The sequence below is a fragment of the Moorena sp. SIO1F2 genome (genome assembly GCF_010672755.1).
Lineage (GTDB): Bacteria > Cyanobacteriota > Cyanobacteriia > Cyanobacteriales > Coleofasciculaceae > Moorena.
On record NZ_JAAHFV010000120.1, the window covers coordinates 1 to 16,834 of the forward strand.

General features: G+C 45.2%; 15 protein-coding genes. 11 read left to right on the top strand and 4 right to left on the bottom strand.

All coding sequences use genetic code 11. From position 1 onward, the window contains the following. Positions 1-177: 177 nt before the first annotated feature. Together hemE and F6J94_RS15835 are read right to left on the bottom strand one after the other, a co-directional pair. Positions 178-1,239 carry a uroporphyrinogen decarboxylase gene (gene hemE, locus F6J94_RS15830; RefSeq protein WP_293041839.1) on the bottom strand — a complete coding sequence of 354 codons (1,062 nt, stop codon included), beginning with the start codon at positions 1,237-1,239 and terminating at the stop codon, positions 178-180. A 355-nt stretch (positions 1,240-1,594) separates the two neighbouring features. After that, a complete protein-coding gene (locus tag F6J94_RS15835) occupies positions 1,595-2,704 on the bottom strand; it encodes an LD-carboxypeptidase (protein ID WP_293041860.1) in 1,110 nt (369 codons plus the stop codon). Positions 2,705-2,930: 226 nt separating this feature from the next. Here F6J94_RS15835 and ffh point away from each other — a divergent pair, with 226 nt between their 5' ends. From ffh to F6J94_RS15855, 4 genes are all read left to right on the top strand, one after another. Further along, positions 2,931-4,370: a signal recognition particle protein gene (ffh, locus tag F6J94_RS15840; protein WP_293020815.1), complete on the top strand. Its 1,440-nt coding sequence runs from the start codon at positions 2,931-2,933 to the stop codon at positions 4,368-4,370. Between the two features lie 453 nt (positions 4,371-4,823). After that, complete coding sequence (rpsP, locus tag F6J94_RS15845; protein WP_071102122.1) at positions 4,824-5,072, top strand: 30S ribosomal protein S16; 249 nt, start codon at positions 4,824-4,826, stop codon at positions 5,070-5,072. Further along, positions 5,047-5,463, top strand: a complete 417-nt coding sequence (locus F6J94_RS15850; protein ID WP_075895580.1) for a KH domain-containing protein — start codon at positions 5,047-5,049, stop codon at positions 5,461-5,463. Before rpsP ends, F6J94_RS15850 begins: the two co-directional genes overlap by 26 nt. A gap of 210 nt (positions 5,464-5,673) precedes the next feature. Continuing rightward, positions 5,674-6,630: a PhoH family protein gene (locus F6J94_RS15855; protein ID WP_075895578.1), complete on the top strand. Its 957-nt coding sequence runs from the start codon at positions 5,674-5,676 to the stop codon at positions 6,628-6,630. Positions 6,631-6,644: 14 nt separating this feature from the next. Here the strand turns inward: F6J94_RS15855 and F6J94_RS15860 are convergent, their stop codons facing one another. Next, positions 6,645-10,565 carry a CHAT domain-containing protein gene (locus F6J94_RS15860; protein ID WP_293041845.1) on the bottom strand — a complete coding sequence of 1,307 codons (3,921 nt, stop codon included), beginning with the start codon at positions 10,563-10,565 and terminating at the stop codon, positions 6,645-6,647. 700 nt (positions 10,566-11,265) lie between these two features. Here F6J94_RS15860 and F6J94_RS15865 point away from each other — a divergent pair. Then, complete coding sequence (locus tag F6J94_RS15865) at positions 11,266-12,093, top strand: DUF6816 family protein (protein ID WP_293041848.1); 828 nt, start codon at positions 11,266-11,268, stop codon at positions 12,091-12,093. Further along, entirely contained in the window at positions 12,090-12,239 is a 150-nt protein-coding gene (locus F6J94_RS15870; RefSeq protein ID WP_293041851.1) for a hypothetical protein, read from the top strand. Before F6J94_RS15865 ends, F6J94_RS15870 begins: the two co-directional genes overlap by 4 nt. A gap of 111 nt (positions 12,240-12,350) precedes the next feature. Here the strand turns inward: F6J94_RS15870 and F6J94_RS15875 are convergent, their stop codons facing one another. Beyond that, complete coding sequence (locus tag F6J94_RS15875; RefSeq protein ID WP_293041854.1) at positions 12,351-13,256, bottom strand: alpha/beta fold hydrolase; 906 nt, start codon at positions 13,254-13,256, stop codon at positions 12,351-12,353. Between F6J94_RS15875 and F6J94_RS15880 the strand changes: the two genes are divergently transcribed. The 5 genes from F6J94_RS15880 to F6J94_RS15900 all read left to right on the top strand — a co-directional run bounded on the left by F6J94_RS15880 (position 13,255) and on the right by F6J94_RS15900 (position 16,708). Beyond that, a complete protein-coding gene (locus F6J94_RS15880; RefSeq protein WP_293020823.1) occupies positions 13,255-13,476 on the top strand; it encodes a hypothetical protein in 222 nt (73 codons plus the stop codon). The genes F6J94_RS15875 and F6J94_RS15880 overlap by 2 nt on opposite strands. A 108-nt stretch (positions 13,477-13,584) precedes the next feature. Next, a complete protein-coding gene (locus F6J94_RS15885) occupies positions 13,585-14,133 on the top strand; it encodes a thioredoxin family protein (RefSeq protein WP_293041857.1) in 549 nt (182 codons plus the stop codon). Positions 14,134-14,254: 121 nt separating this feature from the next. Beyond that, positions 14,255-14,983 (top strand): UMP kinase, encoded by a 729-nt coding sequence (pyrH, locus tag F6J94_RS15890; RefSeq protein ID WP_293041863.1) that lies wholly within the window; start codon positions 14,255-14,257, stop codon positions 14,981-14,983. Continuing rightward, entirely contained in the window at positions 14,970-15,518 is a 549-nt protein-coding gene (gene frr, locus F6J94_RS15895) for a ribosome recycling factor (RefSeq protein ID WP_293020825.1), read from the top strand. The genes pyrH and frr overlap by 14 nt, the downstream gene beginning before the upstream one ends. A 617-nt stretch (positions 15,519-16,135) precedes the next feature. After that, positions 16,136-16,708: an SDR family NAD(P)-dependent oxidoreductase gene (locus F6J94_RS15900; RefSeq protein ID WP_367142221.1), complete on the top strand. Its 573-nt coding sequence runs from the start codon at positions 16,136-16,138 to the stop codon at positions 16,706-16,708. The last annotated feature ends 126 nt before the right edge of the window (positions 16,709-16,834 follow it).

The window sequence follows — 16,834 nt, forward strand, 5'->3', positions numbered from 1 at the left end:
TCCCACTCTTGTAGAAGATTATCTGGATGTCAAGCCTAATACTGTTATTGCTTGGTTATTGCATAGGCCGATTGTACCACATTCCCAGAGGAGTTTTGTTGAAAACATGCGGGTATGTTACCCATGCGTAACGCTAATCATGTACTAGATTGCTACTCTCTCTTGTGTTATCGACTATTATGCATGAACAGCCATTAATTCATTTGCCTTTTTGGCAGTTTCAAAGAAGAATCTAACATTATCTTCTGGAGTGCCGGGTAAAACACCATGACCGAGATTTAAGATATGACCTTTGTGGCCAGCTTTGCGAATAGTATCGACAATGCGATCGCGAATAAAAGCTTGTGACCCAAAGAGCACTCCTGGGTCGATATTGCCCTGAACTTTCATATCAGGACCCAATCTTTTTCTAGCTTCTGCCATGTCTACGGTCCAGTCTACGCTGACCATATCAACCCCGGACTGTCCCATGCGTTCAAGCACTCCAGCGCTACCACTGATATAGAGAATGAAGGGGGTATCTGGGTGAGTGGCTTTAACCTGCTGTACTACTCGCTGCTGATAGGGTAAGGCAAAGGTTTCGTAGTCTTGGGGACTCAGTTCACCTGCCCAAGAGTCAAACATTTGTATTACCTGAGCACCGCTATTGATTTGGTAACGGACATAGATAGCGATCGCATCAGCTAGCTTACCCAAGAATTGGTGTAGCATAGCTGGTTGTGAGAAGGCCATCCCTTTAATGATGGAGTAATTTTTAGAACTTTTACCCTCAATGGCATAAGCGCCCAAAGTCCAGGGAGCACCGACAAAACCTAGCACTGCTGCTTTATTGCCGACTTCGTCCCGTAGCGCCTTCAAAATTTCCCGGATAAACCCAAATTTCTCTAAATCCAACAGATGTAGCTGGTCAATTTGTTCCTGGGTACGAATCGGTTGGTTAATGATTGGCCCTTTACTTTCGACAATATCAAACTCGATACCAATCCCTGGCAATGGAGTTAGAATATCAGAGAACAAAATCACTCCATCTGGTTTAAACGCTTTCCAGGGTTGTAGAGAAATCTCAATCGCTATGTCTGGATTTTCGGAGCGCTCGCGAAAACTTGGATACTTATCCCGTAAATCGCGATAAACCTTCATATAACGACCTGCCTGTCGCATCATCCACACAGGGGGGCGCTCTAACTCCTCACCACGAGCCGCCCTCAACAAATAAGGAACCTGGGTTGACCCAGCCATATGGCATCTATCCTATTATACTTTTTTAAGTGTATTTGTCAGCTTATCATGCTGGTATTCCGTTTACTCTCCTGATTTGAGAAGATTAAAAAAGTGTTAATAATAAGTTACATTCTAAGACGGTGCCTTGGCCAAAAGGCCACGCTACGCGAACGTTAAAAGGTGATGGAAACAAAGGGAATAACAACCTTTCCAGCTTGGCCAATAGGCCACGCTACGCGAACAACCTGCTAACCTGCTAACTGGCTAACCTGCTAATTGGCTAACCTGCTAACTGGCTAACCTTGGCCAAAAGGCCACCCTAAGCCAACAACCTGCCAACTTTCAACCTGCCAACTTTCAACCTGCTAACCTGCTAACCTCCAACCCAACTCAAGGTCCCGGCCTCAGCATCTAGTTCAACCAGCTGTCCCACAGGAAGGGCAGCGTTAACCCCATCGTGACCGAAAGGCAAGTCAGAGACAACCGGTATACCCAGATCCCAAATGCGATCGCGCAACACTTCCTCCACACTCCAGCTAGGAACATCCTTGGGAGGAGCACAACGGCTAAACCGCCCTAAGGCAATACCTTTCACCCCGGCCATTGCACCACTCATGCGCCACTGAGTCAACATCCGGTCAATGCGGTAGGGAGCCTCAGTGACATCTTCTAGAGCAAGAATAACTCCTGATAATGAAGGTTGTAGGGGTGTACCCAGCAGATGAGTAGCGACCGTAAGATTAGCCGGTAGCAACACACCAGAAACCTTACCACCTCCCCAACCAACCCCTTTTAATGGTGCTATGGGTCGTCCTTCCACCCAATCAAACAACCGATTGAGTGACCATTCCGGTTCACCAGCAATAGTAGTCAGTAACGGACCATGAACACCGGAAACCCCTATCTGACCAAGACTCCACAGTAAAGCTGTAATATCAGAAAAACCAATCAACCACTTCAAAGCAGAGGTTACAGGTTGGTTTGTTGAAGGTTGCAGGTTGGTCGAGGTTACAGGTTGGTTTGTTGAAGGTTGCAGGTTGGTCGAGGTTACAGGTTGTTCGCGTAGCGTGGCCTTTTGGCCAAGGTTATCTGGTTCCAAGTTGTCTTGAGAACCTTCAACCTTCAACTTGCCAACCTTCAACTCTTCTGGCCATGTCCAGTCTTCCAGAAGTCTAGCGCTACCATAACCTCCTCTAGCACAGAGAATGCCGCGACATTTGGGGTCAAGACACGCTTCGAGCAACTGTTGGCGTCGCTGACTATCAGTCCCAGCTAGGTAACCTTCCCTAGCGTTCCAGTTGTGTGGTAATTGAACATGGTAGCCACGTGCTCGCCAAATCTCAATCCCCCGATTGAAAGCATCAACCTCACGCAAGGTTCCACTCGGAACAATTACCCGCAATACATCTGGCGGTTTTAAGGGTGGTGGAAGTTGGCATACAGAAACACTAGCCCTAATCTTCTGCACAGAAAGTTGATTCACGCGCTCACCGAATTCCGCAGTAGCTCTTAAGTCATGCCTTGATTTTAACCATTTCAAGAAATTTCACGAATAGCCCAGGGCTAAATGCTTACCAACCAGATTGAACTAAAATCCCCAAAAGCGCTATGCTAGTAAGGTGTGTAGCTAAGAGGTGTGGTATATCAAAACTCTGGCGACTCAGTAAAGTAACCATAAAAACAAAACCATCACAATTGACAATTGACGTATGTTTGATGCTCTCGCCGAACGCTTAGAAGATGCTTGGAAAAAACTACGGGGTCAGGACAAGATCTCTAGTTCTAACATCCAAGACGCCCTAAAAGAAGTGCGTCGCGCCCTCTTATCAGCAGACGTCAACCTACAAGTAGTCAAAGATTTCGTTGCTGGAGTAGAAGCGAAAGCACAAGGCAGTGAAGTCATATCAGGTGTTCGCCCTGACCAGCAGTTCATCAAAATAGTCTACGACGAACTGGTGCAAGTGATGGGGGAAACCAATATTCCCCTAGCCCAAGCAGACACCCCACCAACCGTTGTGCTAATGGCTGGTCTACAAGGTACTGGTAAAACTACGGCTAGTGCAAAACTCGCTTTACATCTGCGTAAGCAAGAACGTAGCTGTTTGCTAGTGGCTACAGACGTGTATCGACCCGCAGCCATTGATCAATTAGTCACCCTCGGTCAACAAATTGATGTACCTGTGTTTGAGTTAGGTACAGAAGCTGACCCAGTAGACATTGCTCGTCAAGGGGTAGAACGGGCAAAAGCAATGGCTATCGATACGGTAATTATCGATACAGCGGGACGACTGCAAATCGACCAAGAGATGATGGGAGAACTCTCCCGCATCAAAGAAACCGTCCAACCCCACGATACCCTACTAGTGGTAGATGCCATGACTGGTCAGGAAGCAGCAACCCTGACCCGCACCTTCCATGAGCAAATCGGCATTACTGGGGCAATTCTCTCCAAACTTGATGGGGATAGTCGTGGTGGTGCTGCCCTTTCAGTCAGGCAAATTTCAGGTCAGCCGATTAAATTTGTTGGGGTTGGGGAAAAGGTCGAGGCACTACAACCATTTTATCCTGACCGCATGGCATCCCGGATTCTGGGTATGGGGGATGTACTCACCTTGGTTGAGAAAGCCCAGGAAGAGATTGACATCGCTGATGCTGAACAGATGCAACAGAAAATGCTGGAAGCCAAATTTGACTTCAGCGATTTCTTGAAGCAGATGCGCCTGTTAAAGAACATGGGCTCCCTTGGTGGTTTGATGAAACTGGTTCCAGGCATGGGCAAACTCAGTTCTTCTCAACTTCAACAAGGGGAAACCAAGCTCAAGCAGTCCGAAGCTATGATTAGCTCCATGACCTCCGAGGAGCGTCGTAACCCAGATTTATTAGCTAGCTCTCCGAGCCGCCGCCGCCGCATTGCCCAAGGTTCTGGTCATACGGAAAAAGACGTCAGGGGTCTGGTGAGTGAATTTACCAGAATGCGATCGCTTATGCAGCAAATGGGTCAAGGTCAGATGCCAGCCATGGGGGGGTTAGGTGGTATGTTAGGTGGTATGGGTGGTGGAAATCCTCGTAATCTACCTGGTTGGCGTGGTAGTGGCTCTGGCAAGAAAAAGAAAAAAGCTAAGAAGAAGAAGGGATTTGGGCAATTATAGTAGAAAGTTAGCCAGTTGAAGGTTAGCCAGTTGAAGGTTAGCCAGTTGAACGCGCACCCGTGGCCTTTTGGCCAAGGTTAGAAGGTTGAACGCGCACCCGTGGCCTTTTGGCCAAGGTTACGCTTAAGGTTAGCCTGTTGTTAGCCTTTGGCGTTCGGTGTAGGGTAGCTTAGCTCCTAGAAGGTATGCCTGAAGGTTAGCCGGTTGTTCGCCTTTGGCCTTTCCGTAGGGTAGGTTAGCTCCTAGAAGGTGACGCGGTAGAAGATTAGCCAGTAGAAGGTATGCCTGAAGCTTAGCCTGTTCCCATCAGCCATGGGGTGTCGGGTAGCTGAGAAGATTGTGAACAGGTAGCGGCTTGCCTGCTGAGTCAGTTACAATCTTCACAATTCAACCTGTTCACTTTCAAACCCCCAAAGATCGCTTAAAATCAAACAGGTGAATTAATTAGGTACAATGATCAAAATCAGATTAAAACGATTCGGCAAAAAGCGTGAAGTAAGCTATCGAATAGTGGCAATTCCCAGCAGTGCACGCCGTGATGGGCGTCCTCTAGAAGAACTGGGATTCTATAATCCAAGAAATGATGAAACGAGGCTGAATGTACCAGCAATAGTGAAGTGGCTCAAAAATGGAGCTCAGCCAACACAAACCGTGCGTAATATCTTGCAAAAAGCTAATGTTTTTGAACAAATCCGTACCTGAAATCCTATCTGCTTCTGTTAGAGATGATGACCCAGATTATTCAGCACTGGTGAGATTTTTAATCGAGCCGTTCTTGGAATCACCAGACTCCCTCAGCGTAGACTGTGAGAAATCAAATGGGAAAGAGCGTGTCTGGATTCGACTAGCTTTTAATGGAGAGGATAAAGGGCGAGTTTTCGGTCGGGGTGGTCGCAATATTCAAGCGATTCGGACAGTAATTAAAGCAGCAGCCCAAGCTGCTGGCCAAACTGTTTATTTGGATATCTATGAAGGCTCAGGCTCAGGTAGTAGCCCTCGTCGAGACAATGGCCCTAGTCGTAGAACCATTGTCAGAAGAAATTTACCTCGCCGAGTTGCCAGACCTAGAGTAACTCCAAGATTTCCCTCCTAAGTTCTCTATTGCAATAGTTTTGAAGGTTTGGGTAATGAGAGGACAATGGAGAAAAGGGGGTGAAGAACATCCGGCTGCTGTACCTCTCATTACCAATGGCAGGAAACCTTGAAGATTGGTCAAGATTGGTAGATTGAGTTGTCTATTAAGTTACTTTAAGTTACCAGTTAACTTCGATAGTTGAGACAGCAAGCCTGTAGTTGATAAACCTTGAGTGAAGTATCCAAAACAATTGAGCTACCCAGCCCAGAAAGTGCAATCGCCTTGGTTGGAGACCAGGAAGAAAACCTGAAAACCCTATCACGGCAAACCGGTGCGCATCTGGTGCTGCGAGGGCAAGAGTTATTGATTTCTGGCACCGAGAAACAGGTCGAGCGGGTATCATCCCTAGTGCGATCGCTTAAAATTTATTGGATCGAAGGTAAAAGGATTACAGGAGTAGACATCCAAACTGCAATTCATGCCTTAGATACTAAGCGACAGGATGAATTACAAGATTTACATCAAGATGTGCTGGCTCATACTCGCCGGGGTGAGGTAATCCGAGCTAAAACCTTCCGGCAACGGCAGTATATCAAAGCTGTACTAAGCCATGACCTCACCTTCTGTGTGGGACCAGCAGGCACTGGCAAAACTTTCCTAGCTGTGGTAATAGCCGCTCAGGCGTTACTAAATAATCAATATGAACGGCTGATTCTGACACGACCAGCGGTAGAAGCTGGTGAAAAACTTGGCTTTTTACCAGGAGACTTGCAGCAGAAAATTAATCCCTATTTGCGCCCCCTCTATGATGCTCTCCATGAACTGATTGATACAGAGAAGACTGCCAATTTAATGGAACGGGGCATTATTGAAGTGGCTCCCCTAGCGTATATGCGAGGTCGCACCCTCAATAATGCCTTCGTGATTATTGATGAAGCTCAGAATACCACACCAGCCCAGATGAAAATGGTTTTGACTCGTTTGGGTTCACGTTCTCGGATGGTAGTCACTGGTGATCTCACCCAGACCGATTTATCTAGCAACCAACCCTCAGGATTAGCGGTAACCCTAAAAATTTTAAGATCTGTAGAAGGCATTGCTTTCTGCGAACTCACCAATAAGGATGTTGTCCGTAATGCCCTCGTTCAGAGGATTGTTACTGCTTATCAAAATTATGAAAAGTGAAGAATTGGTATAAACTAGGGATCTCCAACCAGAGTGAAAGCAGCCCAATAGTAGGGATGAGAAAAGCTTTGTTTTCCTGGTCCTGACAATTCTGGCGGTAACGAGATATTCTTGCCCGAGCCATATAACTGATTATTCTCGATACGCACATTGCCTTGAATCATCGCTAACTGTGCCTGTCGCAAAGCTTCACTTTTACTCGATGTCTTTCTCAACTGACGGTAAAACTCAGTAGTCAGCCCCAGAGCACCTTGATCACTGACATACCAAAGGGTTGCCAAAGTCGAGTCAACTCCTGCCTGAAAGGCTGACCCAGCAAAACCCAACTCCGCTTCTCGATTGCCCAAAGCAGTTCGACAAGCACTGAGTACCAACAACTCTACCGATGGCTCATAAAGCAGATTTTGCATTTCATACAGCCTTAGTTTGTAGTTCCACATCTGAATGTAGGAATCGTTAGGAGTTCCCGAGTTGAACTCTGCATGGGTGGCTAGGTGAATGATCCCATATTGCTGCTGTTGTCGTTGAGCCCTTAAATTGTCCAGAGTAAAGGCTTCGTTGAGAAAAGAGCGACCTTTCCACAGTTTTTCAGTGATGGTGGTTAACTCCACTTCTACCCCAGGCAAAGGCTGTTGATAAGGAAATTTCGATGCTCCCATTGCCAGAACCCGGAAGGGTCTCACATCTGTGTGACGAGAATAGGTTAAGCTCAGACTAGGCACCAAGTTAACACCATATTTCTCAACCAGATATTGTTGCCCATCGTAGATAGCTGCTATAGGTAGGGAGCGCAAACCCTCATCCATAGCAAATATTAGGCTCTGAATCTTGCGGTTATTTAAGTCCTTCTCCAAGGGCCCTATGATCCATTGATAAATTTGCTCAGCTGGGTAATGGTGGGCTTTGGCATCCAAGCTGTCGGGATTGCTAAGCGATCGCTGAAATCTATTAGTCACAGCTAGGACTTGATCACGACTGGCACCATTGATTCGCCGCAGAATTGGATTACCTTCAGCGGTGATCACCAAAAGTTCCAGCTGGTCGTTTGGTTTTGGTAAGCAACGCTCTGGTGCTTGAGGCACCTCAGAGAGTCGGTAACCAAACCGTCGGTCGATTTTGGAAACAGGGATTGAGGGACTTTGACATCGAGTGCCTGGTAAGGTACTAGAGTTTTCGACAAAACTGACGTAAATCACCGCAGTCTTTAGCCCTGTCTCCCTCTCAAGCTCCCGAGTCCGATTGCGGACATCATTCTGAGTGTTGATTTTCGTCTTGAACTGTCGCTGAAAGTGTGACTGATATTCTTTGGTGAAGGCTTCTTCAATTAAATAAACTGGGTCAGTTTCAGGTGAAACCTCCTCAGTTGTGGAATTTGATTGAGATGAAGCAGTAGGGGTTCCAGATTCTGAACTACCAGGGTCTGAGCTACTAGCTTCAGAACTAGAGGACTCTTGCATGTCACTTATAGTCTTGCCAGGGGTGGAACCGGGAGTCTGGTCACCACTGTTTATATCGTTGGAGTTATTTGTGTCAGAGGGTTTGTCATTAACAGTTCCATCACCTTCGCCCAAGCTAACATTAAGGTTAGAGTCAGAGTCGGTTTCACCAGTGTCTATAAGGTCGGTTTCACCAGTGTCTATAAGGTCGGTTTCACCAGTGTCTATAAGGTCGGTTTCTTCTATAAGGTCTGTTTCTTCTTGTTGGTTTGTGTCGTTTTGTTGGTTTGTGTCGTTTTGTTGGTTTGTGTCGTTTTGTTGGTTTGTGTCGTTTTGTTGGTTTGTTTCCTCTTTTGTATTAGTATCTGTGGGGGAAAGCCTAATATTCAAATTCCCATCCCTCTCTTCAACGGAAGCCTGCACATCTATATCTTCCGGGATTTGATCTCTTATTTTTATTTCCTGCTCTGGGCTGAACTCTTCCTGACTAACAAACTCTACATCACCAGCATTACCATTACCCCGAGCTCTTGTCGTGATCTTCAACTTATCAGAGTCGATAATATCTACGATATTATCTAAATTTGGAACCTGAAACGTTACTTTACCAGCATTCCCACCCCCTGAAACCTCGGTGATGATATCGAGTCTTTCTCCCTCTATCTTAATAGAGCCCTCTTTGGTTTCCAAAAATACATTACCAGAATTATTACCATTTCTTTCTGTGGTTCTTATTTGGGTAAAAGTTAAACCATCACTATTGCGAAAAATAATGTCACCTTTAGCAGATAAGATTACAGGACCAGCATTATTATTTTCAATTCCAGGAGCATTATTATTACGACCATTATTTGGATTACTGGTGTCGATATTACCAATAGTGATACTGCCTGATAGAGGCTCTCCAGAATTGTCCGTAACTTGATTGGATGAAGCATCTCCAGAATTGTCCGTAACTGGATTGGTCAATTCATCTTTACTCAAGCCCGCCCTCAAAATCACAGCACGACTACTTCTTAAAGTATTAATATCTGATTGGCCAATCTCTGAAGCTGAATCTGGGTCTAAATCTGCTAGCCCAGTATCTGGTGCAGTGATTTTGATATTGCCACCTTCAATATTGCCTGTGGACTCTACTTTAAGAGAAGAGCCTGTGTAATTCCCAAAGGTAACATCCCCATCAGCAGTGATAATTGGGTCTTGGAGGCTAACAAACTCACGTGGTTGACCAGCTAAATTCTCAATTGAGAAATTACCGCCACTGGCAAAGTGAGCATCTGTAGAGATCTTGCCATCGCTGACCAACCTCAGGTCACCACCACTCTGGAAGCGGGTGTCGGGATTCTTCAGTGCTAGGATATCAATGCCCCCATACCGCTCAATGATCCCATCCTGGTTAATCTTAATGCCCCCATCCCCCTGAATCTTGAGGTTTCCTCCTGCTACTGCTTGGAAGGAATTATCTGTTGTGTCCCTGATCAGCACCGTATTCTTGGCCAATAGGCTTAAGTCCCCGGTGCTAGATAGCTGGCTTTCCTTGAGAGTCAAGTTATTATTAGCAGACAGGATTGCCCTTGGTGCTGTTAAGTCCTTAACAGTTACATCCCCAGGCGCTATAGTGATGCCAGAACTAGTCAAGGTTACGGTGTCATCACCATTATCCGTGAATTCTGTGGCATGACTGACACCATCCCCGGTTAATAGCTTCGGTAAAGAGAGCGGTGTAAAAGGTTGTTCTGGTGTGGAGGGATTTGAGGTTAGGGGTTCAACTTCCAAATTCAGCAAACTTCCTGGCTGGCTAATTTTTACCAAACTTTCCCCAGGCACCGTAGCTATAGTAATTGTTCCTTCTGGAAGCTCCAGTTGATTGGTATTAATGACAGTACCACCGATTAAACTCAGGTTATTGCCTGCTGCGACTTGTAGCTTACCCTCATTAAAAATTAGTCCCGGTGTCTCGGATGTCCCAAACGCAAAGGCACTGGGTGTACCGACTAAGGTAGAGTAGTCATTGTCACCAAAGGCATTAAACCAATTGTCATCACCAAAGCCAATGCTGGTTGCCGTAGTTGCGGTGAATGAAGCGGGGACATCCAGCTGGCTATTAGCACCAAAAATTATCCCCGCTGGATTCATTAAAAACAGGTTAGGGTTGCCCTCCCCTGTGATTTTTATTAGACCGTTGATCACAGAAGCATTACCACCGGTGACCCGACTCAGAATGTTTTGTATATCCGGTTGAGATAGGAAGTTAGCAATTTGGTCTTGGTCTAGACCAAACTTTAGAAAGCTGTGAAAGAGATTATCTTCAGAGCGGATGCCACCACTAATGTCAAATTGATTGTCTTGATTCTCATTGGGGGTGACTTGGGTCTGAGTGCTACCATCGGCTTGAATGGGCTGGGCTTGAGTTGGCATGATACCAATATGGGCTACCAACAAAGATAAGGCTGCCATTGACTGGCTGATTTGACTCACAGCTAATTTGATTTGGCTCATGGGTAATATCGTTTTTAATCGGCTATCCTGAATTCCAAAATGCATTAGTCAACTACAGGATGAGATTAGCAATTTCCTAATACGTCTGTTTTTAAGCTGAGGTCAGATGCACCCTGGGGTATCAGCTGCTTAGGAGTGAATCACACTGAATCACACTGAATCACACTGAATCACAATACTGAGGGGAATAGTACTATGAGTCAGGGTTTGGTAAACATCAGGCTGGTGACCTTAACTGAAATCTTGAAGCCTTTATTAAGATATAAGTATATACACTAGTATTATATATACACTTTTATTATTAACATTACTGATTAACTTTTTTGTTCCGGTTAATTTATATTAACTTAACTAAATCTTTTTGATATAGCCACATAGTTTCAAGCTTTCTATGGTAAGCTGGTAAGATTAATTTTTAATTACCAGTAATTGAAGTAAAAGTAAGTAAAATCATCGATTATCAAGAACTCTACAGATTTTGGACAGTTCTCGCGAGAGTGAACTCTAGTTGACAGTTAGCCCTGGATTAGGCTAAAGGATATATAACAGGATATCTCAGTGGAAACACCGACAGCGCAGACACCCAAAGTTAAAATGGTAATGGTCAGCACTCCCCTCTTGCTTTGATTCACCGCTTAGATGGGGTGACCTGCCTTACCGGCAAGATAGCTTACAAGTCTAAGGTGAGAGGAATTGTGGTGTGAGAAGAATTTTGGGATTATGTCTGGTGTTAACCTTGCTCCTGCTTGGTGGTGAGGCTCAGGCAGGAGAGTTAGCTCAGCGTTTAGGTCAGTTTCCCGATTGGAAAAGCAAACCACCAGTAACAGCGGCGACGGGGGATTTGGTATATCCCACTTGGATCAAGGGGACTTGGAAAGTTACCAGCACTCTGATCGAGCAGATAGCACCTCTAGCACCAGAAATAGTCACCCCAGGATTTGAAGGTAATCGCAGTCATCTCAAGGAGCCCATTAGTTTTCTGGTGCGGTTTCAACAAGTTGGGAAATCAAGCTCAGGACTTGGGGATTGGTTTATTCCCTTTAGAACTAGACGTTCTAGAAAAAATCTATCAGTATTAAAACCTACCTCAGAGGTGGTTGCTGAAGACGTGGTTGCTGACCGAGCGTTCAATGGGTTGAATATTGCTAGGGCTTACCTAGGCGAAGGCATAATTAGAGCTGTCAAAGTAGACCCCAATTCCCCTAATCGTCAAGTTACCCTTCTGCGCACCGGGAGCCAACTAGTTTCAGTGATTACTGGTCGCGCTTCTGAAATACCAGCTCCGGATCAGTTTATTGCCACAGAAGTTGTCAACCAAGTCTTTCGCGGTACTCGCCGACCTTTTTTCAACGAAGTAGAAACCACAACAGCATATCAGTTCTATAAATCACCTAGTCCGATTATTAAGGCTGACCAAGTCACAGCGGTTTACCTCTCACCACAAGACCCTGATTACTTTAAAGCTTTGGAACAACCTGTGGCTCTCTATCGCTATCAATTAGAGCTAGTAGCAGTCAAGGACGGTTGAAGGTTGTTCGCGTAGCGTGGCCTTTTGGCCACGCTACGCGAACAACCTTCAACCCACTAACCTTCAACCTTCAACCTTCAACTTTCAACCTTCAACCCACTAACCTTCAACCTTCAACCTTCAACTTTCAACCTTCAACCCACTAACCTTCAACCTTCAACCCACTAACCTTCAACCTTCAACCTTCAACTTTCAACCTTCAACCCACTAACCTTCAACCTTCAACCTTCAACTGTGTAACCTTCAACTGGGTAACTTTAAACCGGATTTTCCCCAATCCAATTCAGCAAAATCGGGTTGACTATCTCTGGTGCTTCATCTTGGGGACAATGGCCCAAACCTTCTAAAGGAATAAACTTTTCTACAGTGGGGAATTTCGCTAATTCTCGTCCTAAGTCAATGGGTTCCCAAGGGTCTTCGGTGCCCCATAGTATGATGGCAGGACAAGGCAAAATTGGGATCAGGTCTTCTGGTAGTGGTCCTTGAGAATAGCTAGTAAAGGCAATAAAAACATCAGCTGCACCGGGATCAGCTGCTGGTGCCATGATTAGATCAACCAGTTCATCAGTGACAGCTTCTGGACGACAGTAGGCTTGCAACAGAATATTACGCACTACTTTAGGCTTAGCCAGCTGACTAAAAAAATACTGGCCAACCCACTTAATCCTTAAAAATCGTTGAAGTACTGGTGCGCCAAGACGCTGATACCAAGGGAGTTCAGCCCGTTTACGCTCATGGAGTAGTCGTAGAGAAAAGTTGAGCAGGGCGACTCCTTTGGCTAGCTCTGGATTATCTACAGCGGTTTGCATTAGGGCAATACAACCAATAGAGTTTCCGACTAAAAATGCCGGACCACCAACCACCTCCTGACAGAAATCCGCAATTTGTTGCCCCCAGGTTTCAAAGGTATAGTCTATCTCTATACCAGGAGTCGGTTTAGCTGAAGCGCCAAAGCCAATCAAATCAATGGCATAACATCGGCAGGTTTCCCCCAACACTGGCAAGGTCTTGCGCCAATGTCCGGAAGATGCCCCAAAGCCATGCACCATCACCACAGCTGGTCCAGAATTACCGTAAGCTTTATACCCAATCGAAAAGCCCTGCCACATCCAGGTTTTTGTTTCAATCTGATCCCTGATTGGGGCTGTGAAAGAGGAGGACATGCTCAAAAAATCCCAAGTTATGCCATATTTACCTTTACATTGTGTAACAAACTCGGCTAACTCTGGTAAATCGTCAGCTGCAGGAGTGGTGATTTTACGGATTGCCTATTCAGCCACGACAACCTATGGTAGAGGTTGCCAAAATGCTCCAGAAGCTCTTTTAGATTCTGAGCAGGTCAATAGGCTCGATGTAGAATTGGGTCGGGAAATTTACCCTTGATGCTAAATTCGTCTATGAGCTAATTGGCGATCGCATCATCTCCCCTTAAGCAAAGCTTCCATGCTAAAGGGGGTTGACCCATGACCCATCACCCATGACCCATCACCCATGACTATAGAAAACATCATCATCACCATTGGCAGTTATGCTCCGGATTTTGAATTGCCGGGAACTGATGAGCAGGTTCACCATCTCTGCCGTTACTTAGAACGTTTCTCAGGAGTGGGAGTTATTTTCTTAGGCAACAACTGCCCCTATGTCAATTGCTACATCCCAAGACTCAAACACATTCAAGACCAGTTTGAACATCAAGGTTTTACCCTAGTGGGCATTAATGCCAATGATGTTTATCAGTACCCCGCAGAGAGTTTTGAGGAGATGAAGCAGTTCTGCCAAGATCAGCAATTGAATTTTCCTTACCTTTGGGATCCAACTCAAGATGTAGCTCACAGCTTTGGTGCCCAGAAAACCACTGAGGCATTTTTGATTGACAATAATGGAATTGTATGCTATAATGGTTCGATTGATGATAATCCAAAAGATGGTGACGCAGTACAAGCCGATTACTTACACAGTGCGATCGCGTCTCTTTTAGCAGGGCAAGAGATTTCACCACCATCAACTAAGGTAACTGGTAGTCCTATTCAGTGGCGATAATCCTTAAGCTGGGATTAAAAATGAGCGATCAGCGATCAGCGATCAGCTATGACCCATGACGAATGACAAATTTGACTGTTATCTTGATGTGGATAACAATTTCATAACAAAGAGTCGTGGCATGGGGATAAAATACCAAAGGGTTTTACTAAAATTGAGCGGTGAAGCCTTGATGGGCAATTTGGGCTACGGCATCTCACCGGAAGTGGTTCAGGAAATAGCAGCTGAAGTCGCTGCCGTTTTGAATGAAGGTGTTCAAATGGCAATCGTTGTCGGTGGTGGCAATATCTTTCGCGGACTCAAAGCTGCAGCGGGGGGGATGGATCGGGCAACTGCTGACTATATCGGTATGATTGCGACAGTGATGAATGCCTTGACTTTGCAAGATGCTCTAGAACGAAACGATATCCCGACACGGGTGCAAACTGCAATCGAAATGCAGGAAGTGGCAGAACCCTATATCAGGCGTCGTGCCATTCGCCACCTGGAAAAGGGACGAGTGGTAATTTTTGGTGCAGGTAGTGGTAATCCCTTCTTTACCACTGACACCACCGCTGCTTTACGAGCGGCAGAAATCGATGCTGAGGTAATATTTAAGGCAACTAAAGTTGATGGTATTTATGATTGTGATCCTAACCTGAATCCTAAGGCCCGACGGTATCAGAGCCTGACTTACAGCCATGTCCTAAGTCAGGATTTGCGGGTGATGGATAGTACTGCGATCGCATTATGTAAAGAGAATAACCTCCCAATTATGGTATTTGATCTAAGGGTGCGGGGTAATATTCACCGCGCTGTTATGGGAGAAACTGTTGGAACAATAGTGGGAGGTTCCTGTGAAATTAGCTGATGTCGAAACCAGTATGCAGAAAGCTGTTGAGGCCACTCAACGGGCGTTCAATACCATTAGAACGGGTCGCGCCAGTACTAGTCTATTGGATCGGGTGATGGTTGAGTACTATGGTACCCCAACCCCCCTGAAATCTTTGGCTAATATCAACACGCCAGACGCTAGTACAATCACCATCCAACCTTACGACAAAAGTATGCTGAGCCAGATCGAGAAAGCCATTACTCTTTCGGATCTGGATTTGCCTCCGAACAACAATGGTGAAGTTGTGCGGTTAAATATTCCTCCACTCACTAGCGAGCGTCGTAAAGAATTTGTCAAAATGGCAAGTAAGTTTGCGGAGGAAGGTCGAGTATCGATTCGCAATATCCGTCGTGATGGCGTTGACTCTGTCCGAAAAGAGGAAAAAAATAAGGAAATCTCTGAGGATGAGTCACGGGATTTGCAGGAGGAGATTCAGAAGTTGACGAATAAATACACAAAAAAAGTTGATGAAGTGTTCGCGGCTAAAGAAAAAGACATCATGACTGTGTAATGCTACTATGTAATGCTACTGTGTAATGCTATTCTCGGTGGGGGGTGAGTTCATTTTGGCAACTCTTCCCTCTATCGGCATTCACAGTTGTGTGTAATTGTTGTACTTGTGTACTTACTAGTTATTTGATACTGATTGGAAAATGACCCGCTCATCCCACGACTAGCCAGGTCTAGGATGAGCGGATATTTTTAATCTACTTGAACCAAATGACCCGCTCATGCCACGACTAGCCAAGTCTAGGATGAGCGGAATTTTTCAATCTACCTGAACACTTTGTTAATTTTCTCATATTTTTTATTGTTGAACAAAAAAATAAGATTCAGGCATAAAATGACTCAATGCTCGATTTGGCAAGGGATTTAAGCAATATTGACTGACTGATTCATCCTAATCGATGTATTAATTTTTCGTATATAAATGTAAAAAACAATAGGTTTATGTTAATAAATATTGCAGTTGAGAGTTGCTGTTGTTAGTGTAGGCGTTGCTCATCAAGCTCCTTTTCTAGAATCCAAACTGCAAAATTTTTAGGTGCGCTTTCCGTTGGCGAATTAAATTCGCCACGGGTCGCACCTCAGGAAGAAATCGCCACGAATTTAATGGGTATGTACACGATGACTCGTTTAATTGGGCGACGCATGGCAGCACGACGAGAAGGCACTATTGTCAATGTTTCTAGTTTGATGGGTAAGGTGGCAGCACCGACGATGGCAAGCTATTCCGCTACCAAATTTGGAATTGTTGGTTTTACCCAAGCGTTACGGGGAGAGTTAGCGCCACAAAATATCCGGGTAATGGCTTTACTGCCATCGTTAACAGATACTGATATGGCGCGAGGATTACAGTTGTTTCGCTGGGTGTTGCCGATGACTCCTCAACAAGTCGCTAAGGTGCTAGTCGCCAAACTGGAGAAGAACTCATCGGAAATTTTAGTGGGATGGCAAAGTCATTTAGCTATATGGTGTCAGCGTTTCTTTCCTTCGCTATTGGAGAAAGTGTTACGGATTGTAGCTCCTTTATCTTTATCTAGAAGTAAAAGTTTTGGAGAAATAGCAAACAGGCAACAGGCAACAAGCAACAGGAAAGGATTTTGGAGAATAGTTTTAGATTTTGGCTTCTTTAGATCTAATATACAAACGTTTGATAAAGGGTTTGATCAAGCTTTAAAAGACAAATTTCCTGATTAATCTTTCCGATTTGAACAGGACTTAGACAGCCTACATATAGATTGGCTGCCTAAGTCTTGTGTAAGCTGATAGCTGACGGCACCTCAAGTAGCACCTCAAGTAGCGCATATGCTTACTGTTATTTAT

Bases quoted from the DNA above. Each gene is read 5' to 3' on its own strand.
- hemE (WP_293041839.1), bottom strand. From the start codon at position 1,239: ATGGCTGGGTCAACCCAGGTTCCTTATTTGTTGAGGGCGGCTCGTGGT.
- ffh (WP_293020815.1), top strand. From the start codon at position 2,931: ATGTTTGATGCTCTCGCCGAACGCTTAGAAGATGCTTGGAAAAAACTA.
- rpsP (WP_071102122.1), top strand. From the start codon at position 4,824: ATGATCAAAATCAGATTAAAACGATTCGGCAAAAAGCGTGAAGTAAGC.
- F6J94_RS15850 (WP_075895580.1), top strand. From the start codon at position 5,047: ATGTTTTTGAACAAATCCGTACCTGAAATCCTATCTGCTTCTGTTAGA.
- F6J94_RS15860 (WP_293041845.1), bottom strand. From the start codon at position 10,565: ATGAGCCAAATCAAATTAGCTGTGAGTCAAATCAGCCAGTCAATGGCA.
- F6J94_RS15880 (WP_293020823.1), top strand. From the start codon at position 13,255: ATGCTCAAAAAATCCCAAGTTATGCCATATTTACCTTTACATTGTGTA.
- F6J94_RS15875 (WP_293041854.1), bottom strand. From the start codon at position 13,256: ATGTCCTCCTCTTTCACAGCCCCAATCAGGGATCAGATTGAAACAAAA.
- F6J94_RS15885 (WP_293041857.1), top strand. From the start codon at position 13,585: ATGACTATAGAAAACATCATCATCACCATTGGCAGTTATGCTCCGGAT.
- pyrH (WP_293041863.1), top strand. From the start codon at position 14,255: ATGGGGATAAAATACCAAAGGGTTTTACTAAAATTGAGCGGTGAAGCC.
- F6J94_RS15900 (WP_367142221.1), top strand. From the start codon at position 16,136: ATGACTCGTTTAATTGGGCGACGCATGGCAGCACGACGAGAAGGCACT.